The organism is Flavobacterium alvei (assembly GCF_002920895.1).
Classification (GTDB): Bacteria; Bacteroidota; Bacteroidia; order Flavobacteriales; family Flavobacteriaceae; genus Flavobacterium; species Flavobacterium alvei.
Window position 1 is genome coordinate 182674 of the sequence record NZ_PQVG01000007.1, and the last position, 11917, is coordinate 194590.

The 11917-nt window shown below is 33.6% G+C and carries 12 protein-coding genes; 5 read left to right on the forward strand and 7 right to left on the reverse strand.

All coding sequences use genetic code 11. From position 1 onward, the window contains the following. Positions 1 to 174 precede the first annotated feature (174 nt). Entirely contained in the window at positions 175 to 693 is a 519-nt protein-coding gene (locus C3L50_RS13180; protein ID WP_103806642.1) for a hypothetical protein, read from the forward strand. 121 nt (positions 694 to 814) lie between these two features. Beyond that, positions 815 to 1132, forward strand: coding sequence for a hypothetical protein (locus C3L50_RS13185; protein WP_103806643.1), 318 nt, complete (start codon positions 815 to 817; stop codon positions 1130 to 1132). 48 nt (positions 1133 to 1180) lie between these two features. On the opposite strand, the gene hemL is transcribed toward C3L50_RS13185, so the two are convergent. From hemL to C3L50_RS13215, 6 genes are all read right to left on the reverse strand, one after another. Beyond that, the gene (gene hemL / locus C3L50_RS13190; protein WP_103806644.1) at positions 1181 to 2467 is read right to left on the reverse strand and encodes a glutamate-1-semialdehyde 2,1-aminomutase; all 1287 of its coding nucleotides are present in this window, start codon (positions 2465 to 2467) and stop codon (positions 1181 to 1183) included. Between the two features lie 5 nt (positions 2468 to 2472). After that, positions 2473 to 3294: a glucosaminidase domain-containing protein gene (locus tag C3L50_RS13195; protein WP_103806645.1), complete on the reverse strand. Its 822-nt coding sequence runs from the start codon at positions 3292 to 3294 to the stop codon at positions 2473 to 2475. After that, a complete protein-coding gene (locus C3L50_RS13200) occupies positions 3287 to 4183 on the reverse strand; it encodes a 1-aminocyclopropane-1-carboxylate deaminase/D-cysteine desulfhydrase (protein WP_103806646.1) in 897 nt (298 codons plus the stop codon). Before C3L50_RS13200 ends, C3L50_RS13195 begins: the two co-directional genes overlap by 8 nt. A 92-nt stretch (positions 4184 to 4275) precedes the next feature. Further along, positions 4276 to 6057: a T9SS type A sorting domain-containing protein gene (locus tag C3L50_RS13205; RefSeq protein WP_103806647.1), complete on the reverse strand. Its 1782-nt coding sequence runs from the start codon at positions 6055 to 6057 to the stop codon at positions 4276 to 4278. A 96-nt stretch (positions 6058 to 6153) separates the two neighbouring features. Continuing rightward, entirely contained in the window at positions 6154 to 7056 is a 903-nt protein-coding gene (locus C3L50_RS13210) for a hypothetical protein (protein ID WP_103806648.1), read from the reverse strand. 332 nt (positions 7057 to 7388) lie between these two features. Continuing rightward, positions 7389 to 7715 (reverse strand): hypothetical protein, encoded by a 327-nt coding sequence (locus tag C3L50_RS13215; RefSeq protein WP_103806649.1) that lies wholly within the window; start codon positions 7713 to 7715, stop codon positions 7389 to 7391. A gap of 27 nt (positions 7716 to 7742) precedes the next feature. Here C3L50_RS13215 and C3L50_RS16360 point away from each other — a divergent pair, with 27 nt between their 5' ends. From C3L50_RS16360 to C3L50_RS13225, 3 genes are all read left to right on the forward strand, one after another. Further along, complete coding sequence (locus C3L50_RS16360; RefSeq protein WP_165784014.1) at positions 7743 to 7919, forward strand: DUF5522 domain-containing protein; 177 nt, start codon at positions 7743 to 7745, stop codon at positions 7917 to 7919. Between the two features lie 40 nt (positions 7920 to 7959). Beyond that, the gene (locus C3L50_RS13220) at positions 7960 to 9951 is read left to right on the forward strand and encodes a urocanate hydratase (protein WP_103806650.1); all 1992 of its coding nucleotides are present in this window, start codon (positions 7960 to 7962) and stop codon (positions 9949 to 9951) included. A gap of 113 nt (positions 9952 to 10064) precedes the next feature. Continuing rightward, complete coding sequence (locus C3L50_RS13225) at positions 10065 to 11012, forward strand: ankyrin repeat domain-containing protein (protein WP_133158887.1); 948 nt, start codon at positions 10065 to 10067, stop codon at positions 11010 to 11012. Positions 11013 to 11267: 255 nt separating this feature from the next. Here C3L50_RS13225 and C3L50_RS13230 read toward each other — a convergent pair whose 3' ends face one another. Beyond that, complete coding sequence (locus tag C3L50_RS13230) at positions 11268 to 11888, reverse strand: DUF4230 domain-containing protein (RefSeq protein ID WP_103806652.1); 621 nt, start codon at positions 11886 to 11888, stop codon at positions 11268 to 11270. Positions 11889 to 11917: the final 29 nt, after the last annotated feature.

Below are 11917 nucleotides of genomic sequence, written 5' to 3' on the forward strand. Positions count from 1 at the left end.
AAATTTAATAATACAAATTTGCAATTAGTTTAATCGATTGATTATGATTGTAATCATACTTAAAAAAGTATTTTGGGTGCATTGCTAACCATAAAATATAATTATTTGTTAAAGATTAAACCTTTAAACCTTTTTAATGTCCTAATACTATAACTTCAAAAAAACACAATACATATGAAAACGAATGCCCAAGAATTATCGAAAAACATTTTAAAAATTGTGAGCAAAAATTTATTGATTTTGGCATTATTATTGGTAGGTACAACTATGCTTGCACAACCAAAGAATGGAAGGCCTCACAGAAATCAAATGGATCAATTTACTCCAGAACAACAAAGTCAATTAATTCTAAAAAAGATGACTTTAGAATTGGATTTGAATGATTCGCAACAAAAAGAAATGAGCGCAATTATTTCTGAAAAAATGACTAAAAAAGAAGCTCATAAAGCTGAAATGAAAGCCAATAAAGAAAAAGGAGTTAAGCCTAGTAATGATGAAAGATTTGCTATGAAAATGAAAATGCTTGATGAACAAATCGCAACTAAAAAAAGAATGGAGAAAATTTTGAATGCGAAACAATTCGAAAAATGGACTTCTATGAAAGAAGATTTTAAAGAAAATCGTCAAGAAAGATTTAAAGAAAATCGTCATGGAAACCGACAAGGAAGAAATCAAGAAAAAAGACAAGGTTAATTAAAAATAGTTAGTGTAATTTGTTTGTCTAAAAACTTCCGGCTGGTTACCGGAAGTTTTTTTTATATTTTTAATTAAAAAATCAATAGAATAAATAGCCTCCTTAAATTCTAAAAAAGTTATGAAAAAATTAATTATAGCTGCATTATTGTGCATTGGAATAACAAGCTTTGCACAAGAAAAGAAAAACAACCCTAATCAAGGGCAATTTCGAACTAGCTCTCCGCAACAAAAAAACGAGAACCGCGTAAAAAGAATGGTCGAAGAACTGAATTTAGACTCCAGTCAAGAACAGCAATTAGTGAGCCTTTTCAAAAATTATCCAACAAATGGGACTAACAAACTTACTCCTGACGAACGAAAAGAATACAACAAAAAGCTAAAAGAAATCCTAACACCCGATCAAATGGCGTTATTGAAATCGAAAAGAAAACAATAAAATGAAATGAAAAAGCTTCGGACAAAACCCGAAGCTTTTTTATATAAACTAAAACGTTCTTGAAACTTTATCGATAGCTTGAATGGTAAAATCTAAATCTTCATAGGTAAGCGCATCGGTGATAAACCAAGTTTCATAGGCCGATGGTGCAATATAAATTCCTTCTTTCAACAAGCCGTGGAAGAATTTTTTGAAGGTTTCGTTATCTCCTTTTGCTGCAGTTTGAAAATCGAATACTGGCGTTTCGGCAAAATGTACTGAAATCATCGAGCCTGCTCTATTTATGGTAAAATCTACTTTATTTGCTTTTAGAACTTTATCAATGCCTGCGGCCAAATAAGCTGTTTTTTCCTCTAATCTTTTGTAAATTTCTCTATCCGAATCCAAAGCTTGCAACATCGCTAATCCTGCTGCCATTGCCAACGGATTTCCAGATAATGTTCCCGCTTGATACACTGGACCAAGTGGAGCCAAATAATTCATAATCTCGTTTCTGGCAGCAAATGCACCTACTGGCAAACCGCCACCAATCACTTTGCCGAAGCAAACAATATCGGCTTTGATGTTGAATAATTCTTGAACTCCACCTGCCGCCAATCGAAAGCCAGTCATCACCTCATCAAAAATCAATAGAATTCCATTGTCTGTACACAATCGGCGTAAACCTTCCAGAAAGCCTTTGTTTGGAGGAATACAACCCATATTTCCTGCAACTGGCTCTACAATTATGGCAGCAATTTCATCTTTATTAGCTTCGATTAAAGCCGAAACATTTTCTAAATCATTGTAATTGGCAAGCAATGTATCTTTGGCTGTTCCTGTTGTTACGCCAGGACTATTTGGCGAACCAAAAGTAATGGCCCCACTTCCAGCTTGTATCAAAAACGAATCGGAATGACCGTGATAACAACCAGCAAATTTGATAATTTTATCTCTTTTAGTATATCCACGAGCCAGTCTGATGGCACTCATACAAGCTTCTGTTCCTGAATTTACAAATCTTATTTTGTCAATATTTGGAACCATTTTCACAGCCAAAGCTGCGATTTGAGTTTCTAATTCGGTTGGCATTCCGAAGGAAGTTCCCGATTTTGCTTTTTCGATTACAGCATCTACTACGGGTTGAAAAGCGTGACCCAAAATCATGGGTCCCCAAGAATTGATATAATCTATTAATTGGTTTCCGTCTTCGTCTAACAAATAGGCTCCTTTGGCACTTTTTACAAATATTGGAGTTCCTCCAACTGCTTTGAACGCACGAACAGGCGAATTTACACCACCCGGAATTACTTTTTCTGCTTCAGCAAAAAGCTGACTGCTTCTTTGATATAACATTTGTTTTATTTTTGAATTAGTATGGATTGTCCAATTGAAATGGCATTGTCATTCAAATTATTCTGCCTTTTTAAATCTTCAATTGCGATATTAAATTTTTTAGAAATCGAATATAAGGTATCGCCTTTGGCAACTATATATTGATTTGAATTTGTATTTGATACAACTTTCGGTTTTGGCTTTACATATTGATTTTCATCCAAAACATAGTCTTTGCCCAAAACCATATTATCATATTGATCCAAATGAAAGCGTTCAATGTAACCAATTAATTTCTCTGGATAATTAGGATCTGTTGCATAACCTGCTGCTTTTAAACCTCTCGCCCAAGCCTTATAATCTCCTTTTTTCAAGTTAAATAAGGAAGCATAACGGTTTCTTTTAGAAAGAATATCGGCGTGATCCTGAAATGATTCTTCTGGATTTTTATATTTCCTGAAACATTCTTGGGCAGAATCGTCATCTTGATGGATTGTTTCGCCTTTCCAATCGGTGTAGCATTTTATTCCAAAATGATTGTTTGCTGTCACCGCTAAATTGCTTTGACCTGAACCCGATTCAAGAATTCCTTGAGCTAAAATGATACTGGCAGGAATGCCATATTTTTTCATATTGCTCATTGCAATGTCTTTGTAATGAAACACATATCCGTTTACCAAATCAGAAGTTACAAGTGCTCTTGAATTGGATTGTGAGTTTTTATTTGGGGTGGAATTTGTTTTATTATACTTCGAATTTCCTGATTTTGTAGTTCCGCTCACAGATTTAGAAGAGGAACAACCCACTAAAATTAGAATAAAGGCGATAAGTACTATCTTTTTACACATCTATGTTTATTATTGGTAAATGCTTGTTTTTTAAATTAATGTTCATCCCTTTTATTCCCTGTAGTCCTCCAGTGTGAATGAGTAAAATTTTGGAATATTCTGGGAAATAATTTTTATTGATTAGATCCATAACGCCAAAAACCATCTTTCCTGTATAAATGGGATCCAAAGGAACTTGATTTACAACATAAAACTGATTGATGAATTCGATTAATTCGGAACTGACTTTTCCGTAGCCACCAAAATGATAGTCTGTAATTAATTCCCAATTGTCCTTGTGGGCAAATTTACGAATTTCATCGTTTAAAAAATCACCTTTCAGGGCAGGAAAGCCCAAAACTTTTTGATGTGGCAAACTGCTGTTTATTATCCCTGAAATAGTTCCGCCTGTTCCAACGGCTGTACACACAAAATCATATTTCGAATCTTCTTTAGTTAGAATTTCTTCGCATCCTTTGACTGCAAATTCATTGGTTCCACCTTCTGGAACTAGATAAAAGTCACCATATTTTTGCTTTAAATTTTCTAAAAAAAAGACTTCGGTTTTATGACGATATTCTTCTCGGGTGACAAACTCAAATTGCATTCCGCATTCCTTAGCAAACTTTAGGGTTGGATTTTCTAACACTTTACTTTCTAATTCATCACCTCGAATGACTCCTATAGTTTTGAAACCGTATTCTTTTCCAGCATAAGCGGCGGCGGCAATATGATTTGAATAAGCGCCCCCAAAAGTAATAAGTGTGTCTTGATTTTCTTTTTTTGCCTGAACCAAATTGTATTTGAGTTTGCGGAATTTATTTCCCGAAATAAAAGGATGAATCAAGTCTTCGCGCTTAATATCGACTGAAATGAAGTGGGGAAATTCTATGTCTATTTTTTGATTCAAACCTAATAATTTTCACAAAGGTAAAATATATAAACAACAAAAAAGCAACCTTTTTAGAGATTGCTTTTGTAGTATTATCTGTTTTTTGAAATTTAATTTTTAACGATAATTTTGGTTCCCATTTCTATTTTGTCACTAGAAGTCAACTTAACGATGTAAATACCATCTCGTAGATTGGCTGTTGAAAATTCGTATGACAAATCGGTTCCTAACTGTGTTTTACTTGATATTAATCTTCCCACTACATCATACAAATTGTAAGTAGCAATTTCTTTTTGCATTGGATTTTCAACAGTTACATTTTTACTGGTATTGTTTTGATACACTTCGAAGTTATTTTCTACAAATTTATCGGTTCCTAAAGTAGTTCCGTTTTTAAAAGTAATTTCATATTGCGTATTGTTTGTTCCTGCTGGCAAAGTTAAATCATAGAAACAATTTTTAATATCATAATATTGATTAGTGATTTTATCGTGTAAATAAACATTTGTAACTTCGGGAATGTTCAACATTTCGTTTACCATAATTTTATAATTGGCTTGAGCGCAATTTCTAAATCCAACGGCAATTTTTTTATCGATGTCAAAAGGTACAACTTCAATAACATATTCATTATTGTTAATTACAAAGTAGCTGTTTGCGGGTCCATCATTTGGTGATAATGCATCCATTGCACGATCTACACCTTCTGTTGACAATGGACTAAACGCCAAAACCATTTGACTAATCGGCCCGTTATCCAACGTTGTATTAAACCTGATTTGCGGAATTATAGCCGTTGGTGCAACTGTTTTGGTATTAGTCCTTTTCTCAAACTGAGAATTATTGGCAACCCCTTCTTTCACAAAAACTCTATAACTATTTTTCATTTGAACATTACCATTATTTTCCCCTTCAATCATAAAACCCTGACCAATTGGAGAATATCTTCTTTTGTAATTGTTTGACGAACTAGTTCCTGGAATTACTTCTCCTCCAGATCCATTATAGGAATAAAAAACTGCAGGGATATAAATATCGGTATCCCCTGAGTAACTACCATATCCTCCTTTATAATCTGCTATATAATGTGAATTTACAGTTTTGTCTTGTTCCCAAAAATACGCTACTCCTGTGCAGTTTGATTCGTTGAGTAAAAATGCTTGTAAATCTATTGCCGATGGATAAGGATTTCCTGTAAATGTTAATTCACCTTCTAAAACAGGGATGTCGATGGTTCCATCATTTGGTTTTCCTCTAAAATCATAACGTTGATGTTTTCCGTCAGGGTTATTTTGAACTTCATCTCCATGAATATCAATATTATCTGTTCCAGAAGTTCCTTTCATTGTAAACCCTTCGCCAGGATTTATTGTAGCATTTGACCCCACATAAACCCAATCAGAATAAGAACTTTTGATTATAAATTTATATATCCAGTAGGACGAAATTGCCAATGGATTTGCAATTCCATCATATTTATTTGTTGCCAAAATAGATGCAGGTGTCGTTACTGTTGTTGTTATAGGTCTTCCTAGTTGGGAAATTCCGAAAGCAGTATTTATTGCATTTGATGTCGCAGTATTTCCTACTGGAGAACACCAATAATTGTATTGAAAATTATTCACGGTTCCTTCTTGAAAAACAGATAATTTTCCAGTTCCTTTATTTGCCCCTGAGCCTGTAGTTCCTTGTAGCAACTGCCCTTCTTTTCTTAAAAAAAAGTTGCTATTTGAACCGTTTAACTCTAAATCATTTTTTATGAAAACATATTGATTGCTAACATATACATAAACACTTGCATTGTCTTTAACAAACATATCTTGAGCATTTATTTGAGGTTGCATTAAAATATATGCAACTAATAACAATTGATTTTTAAGTATATTTTTCATAATCGTAAGGATTAAATTGTTTTATAATGCTTGATATAGTGTTGCTAAATACATTGTATTTCTTAAGCTAACTAATTACATTCCATTCATATACATTCATAATGCAGAAAGGGTTAAAGATTTTACTTTGGCATTATCCGCTGAGGTGTAATCTCCCATATAAAGTTCTAAATAATCATTTGTAGCAAGAGTAGCCAATACGTGTAAGGTTGTACTTTGCGTGTCATTTCCATTTCCAAGTTTTTGAATTACTTTAGAGGAAGGAATTACCACCCCATTTTTGGCTATTCCAAAAATAAATTGATCTGTGCTACTGCTTGCTGCTACAACAGAAATCGTACAAGTAACGTGGAAGGATTTAGTAATCGATCCTGTATATCTCAATCTTCCATTGTTACTACCTCCATTGTCAAATTCCATTGCACCAGCAGAAAGAGTTGTTGCAGGTTCACATTTAACCAAATTAGTAGATCCATCAGAAACAGAAGATATGGTTACGGTAGTTCCAGTTCCTGGGTCAAAATAATTTATCTCTCCCATTGGATATTGAACATTATTACTATCATTACTACTCAATTTTTTCCAATCTGCACCATTACTAATTAGGGTTACGGCTTCTTTAGAATTGGTCAATAACAATGTAGCCATCCCATCAATCATTTGTGATGACGTCGTAGCTATTGTAACATTTTTTGTGCTTGAATCATCTCTTTTAATGGTATAAATACGACCATCAATCCCAACTGCTGTTGGTAATGTAATAGTAATTGGAGTTGAGCCATTATTACAAATAATGACGCTTTCGGTTTCATCTAATGTTGCATTCGACGTCACAGTGGTTACTGATTGACTCATTGAACCATTTACTTCAAAAGTTGAATTTGGAGTTGTTGTACCAATTCCTACTTGTGCACAAATATTGTAATTATTGAGAAGTAAAAATGAAACTACAAAAACACATAAAATTATGTTTTTGCTTTTTGTAATAATTTTTTTCATAACAATAAATATTAGTAAGTTAATATTGAGATTTGATTTATTTAAAAAAAAGGTTTATTCTTATTAAATAAATAAAATACTGTATTTCATCGAATAAATTTACCTATTATCTTTGATTCAAAGTATGATTTAAATCATAATTTGAAAAAAAATACCAATAAATTAATGATTTTATGATTTTTTCTAATAGAAAATAGGAAAAGGAAAAAGAAAAAAATAGCAATAAGTTGAATTTTCTTAAAAAAATATTTATTTAAGAAAAGAAGAGTTTAAAATATGAATATTAATCAATAAAACATCCATAAATTAAAAATTATAAGAATTTTACATGTTTAAATATACTTCAAAAAAGCCCAAAATTTTCTTTTTTTTAAATAATCGAGGTCTTTTTCATTCGCGTAAGCCTCACGTTCAAAACTGATATTTTTGTAAGCTAAATCTCTATTCTTGAATTGAATTAAGCGCAAAAGAAACTCAACAAAATACCAAACCAAGAAAGGGAATACTAATAGCTCTAATTGCTGACGCAAATGAATTCGCTCGTGATTCACAAAAACAGAATTCCTTTTATCTTTTCGCTCTTTTACAAAAACAAAAGGAAACAAAGCCAATCCACGGTAGCCTCTAGGAATTAAATATTTGGTAACAATTAGAAACATTCGTTTTAAAGTGTATAAATTTGTAGTATGAACGAACAAAGTAATGAAAATAAATTAATAGAAGGTGAAGATTTTTATTATACGCCCGAAGGCTATAAATGTTTTACCGAAAAGTACCACCTAAAAAAAGGCTATTGCTGCAAAAACGGCTGTCGCCATTGTCCTTATGGTTTTAATAAAAAAACGGGAACTATTAAAAAGTAGGCAGTACTCAGCACGCAGATAAAAAATTACACCTTATAAAATGACTTTCAAAGAACAAATTCAACAGGGAATTCCAACTATATTGCCTCATTCTAAGCCGTTTGAAGTCAACATCAATCACGCCCCAAAACGAAAAGAAATTCTTTCTACAGAAGAAAAAAAATTGGCTTTGTGCAATGCCCTTCGCTATTTTGAACCGCAGCATCATGCCGAATTAATCAAGGAATTTACCGAAGAATTAAAAACCTACGGTCGAATTTATATGTACCGTTTTCGTCCCGATTATAAAATGTATGCTCGTCCCATTACTGAATACCCTGGAAAATGTGACCAAGCCAAAGCCATAATGCTGATGATTCAGAACAATCTGGATTTTGCTGTGGCACAACATCCTCACGAATTGATTACCTATGGTGGAAACGGAGCTGTTTTTCAAAACTGGGCTCAATATTTATTGACAATGCAGTATTTATCTGAAATGACCAACGAGCAAACTCTCGCCATATATTCTGGTCACCCAATGGGATTATTCCCTTCTCACAAAGAAGCACCACGAGTTGTAGTAACAAACGGAATGGTTATTCCAAATTATTCCAAACCCGACGATTGGGAAAGAATGAATGCACTTGGCGTTTCGCAATACGGGCAAATGACCGCTGGAAGTTATATGTACATTGGTCCACAAGGTATTGTTCACGGAACAACAATTACAGTTTTGAATGGTTTTCGAAAAATAAAAAAAACTCCAAAAGGAGGATTATTTGTTACTTCAGGATTGGGCGGAATGAGTGGAGCACAACCCAAAGCAGGAAATATTGCAGGTTGCATCACAGTTTGCGCCGAAGTCAATCCAAAAATCACACACATTCGACACAGTCAAGGTTGGATTAACGAAATTATTGAAAATCTTGATGAATTGGTAAAAAGAATCACTTTGGCCAAAGCCAATAAAGAAATTGTTTCCATCGCCTATTTAGGAAATGTGGTCGAAGTTTGGGAAAAATTTGACCAAGAAAATATTTTTATCGATTTGGGTTCCGATCAAACTTCGTTGCACAATCCTTGGGCAGGAGGGTATTATCCCGTGGGAATTTCATTTGAAGAATCCAATGAAATGATGGCCAATAATCCTGATTTATTCAAAGAAAAAGTACAAGAAAGTTTGCGAAGACATGCTAAAGCCATCAACAAACATACATCAAAAGGAACTTATTTTTTCGATTACGGAAATGCTTTTCTGCTGGAAGCTTCCCGAGCTGGAGCCGATGTTATGAACGAACATCCAACATTAGGAAGAGAATTCAAATACCCAAGTTACGTTCAAGACATTATGGGGCCAATGTGTTTTGATTACGGTTTTGGTCCTTTCCGATGGGTTTGTGCCTCTGGAAAGCCAGAAGATTTAGAAAAAACAGATGCAATTGCTTGCAAAATTTTGGAAGAAATGATTAAAAATTCGCCAAATGAAATCCAACAGCAAATGGCAGATAATATCCATTGGATAAAAGGCGCACAGGAAAATAAATTGGTGGTAGGTTCGCAAGCCCGAATTTTATATGCTGATGCCGAAGGTAGAATGAAAATTGCCGAAGCTTTTAACCAAGCTATTGCCAAAGGCGAAATTGGAACTGTCGTTTTAGGACGTGATCATCACGATGTTTCGGGCACAGATTCTCCTTATAGAGAAACTTCAAATATTTATGATGGTTCTCGTTTTACTGCCGATATGGCGATTCAGAACGTGATTGGCGACAGTTTTCGCGGAGCCACTTGGGTTTCTATCCATAATGGCGGCGGTGTAGGTTGGGGCGAAGTCATAAATGGCGGATTCGGGATGGTTCTTGATGGTTCAAAAGAAGCTTCCAAACGAATAGAATCTATGCTTTTTTGGGATGTCAACAACGGAATTTCCAGAAGAAGTTGGGCTCGAAACAAAGGGGCAATTTTCGCCATAAAAAGAGCCATGGAAACACAACCTTTACTGAAAGTTACGCTACCTAATCTAGTAAACGATAATTTATTTGAAAGTTAGGAATCCTATTACCCTTTTATTTTTTGATTAAAATCAGCTTCTTTTTCGATTAGGTTTCCTTTATTTTGTAGTTTCCAACACTTAACAAGGACATGAAATTCTTAAAATTTTAAATGAAAAAAGTAATACCACTAATTATAGCAATAGGACTAGTCATTTTTGCATTTTTGTATTATTCAAAAATGCAAAAAGAGAAATGGGCGAAGGAATCTCCCGAAACCAAATACTCCGAACAAAGAGAAAACGAGGTTTGGGGAAAAATATTAAGAGGCCATAACGCCGGTTTATTTTACGGTACACCTTTGTATGAAGTAGCCGATGCTATGTCAGGTTTGCCCTATTTTAGAAATGAGAAAAAAATAGCAAAACTTATTGACGAAATACCAAAAGAGTATGTTAACTATCAAGAAGGTAAATTTGGAACAACCATTGGTCATTTTGCCTTGATAACATATAATTTTGTTGCCATTCGCAAGTTGTTAGACAAAGGACTAGATCCCAACTTAATGGATAAAAATGGTAATGCCATTATTATTGACATTAATAGCTCTGCTTACTCATATAAATCTCCAGAGAGTCTAAAAACATTGAAGTATATGATTCAAAAAGGAGCCAATGTAAATTTATATTCCAAAAATGCATCATTAAGCACACCTTTGATTGAAGCTGCAAATAGTAATCTTGAAAATGTAAAAGTGTTGGTTGAAGCAGGAGCAAATCCGCATTTTATAGATGAATCACTCGCTAAACCTTTTCAATCTCCATTGGGAGCTGCATTGGTTAACAGACGAATGGAAGTTATCAATTATCTAATATTTGATCAAAAGGTTGATTTCAGAACACTAAAACATCCTATGGATTCAAAATTTCATCCTGGAGAGTATGAAATATTATATGATCTTAGGGAGTTAAGATTTGATCTAAACACAAAAGATTACAAAGAAAAAATGAAACTGGTAGCTTATTTAAAAACGCAAGGCTTGGATTACTGGAAAACACCTATTCCAGAACGTTATAAGAGTAATCCTAATTACACCTCAGACTATTTGAGTAAGTATTAATTTTAAAAACAATAGTAAAGACCTGAAAAAGACAGCTTGATTGCGGAATTTTTTAGGTTTTTATTTAGGCTGTGTTTCTATTCCAAGAAGTCTGCTCTAAAACGAGAATATTATCACATCCTAGGATACTATGTGAATGTCTCCGACTTCTCCCCCACAATATCGAGCTCATTATTATCAAAATTAATTATAAATTTGTCTAAACTTTTGGGGGCAGTCTAAAAAGGTGTAGCTTTTTGTATTAAAAGAAGATTATTATCCCTTAATTTTTTGATTAAAATCAGCTTCTTTTTCGATTAGGTTTCCTTCGTATTGCAGTTTCCAACCCATTGTATTGGTCAGAATTAGCATTTTCGAAAGTTCCGAAATCAATCGGTTTTGGGCGTTGGTTTTCAAAGATGATTTTTCGATTTTCTTTGCCAAATTGGCTCGAACTATTTTGTTTATTTTGTTATAATCATCGCCCGTAAAAGGATTCATTTGGCTTTGTTGCACATCATAATATTTAATGTCCGGACTGATTTTGATTTCTTCTTTTGGAATATTTTTGATGGTAATGGTTTTATTTTTTTCGTCGATATCGTATTTCATTTGATGCAAATCATAAGCAACAGTCACATCGGCATTGACAATGACTATGGCTTTCTTTTCGAAAGAAACCATATCCATCAGGTATTTATCTTGGTCTTTATACGTAATCACTTCGGCAAAATGCCCTTCGGTAACGACCAGCTTTCCTACGTTGACAATTTGCTGTTGAATGAGATTGGTATTGTAATCTACGGTGGAATCATCTTCTTTTTTGAAATCACAGAATTTGAAAAGTAAAATGATTGCCACAATAATTCCCGCACCTATTAAGATTCTTCTTTGCATTTATATTTTTTTTATAAAAGTAATAAAAA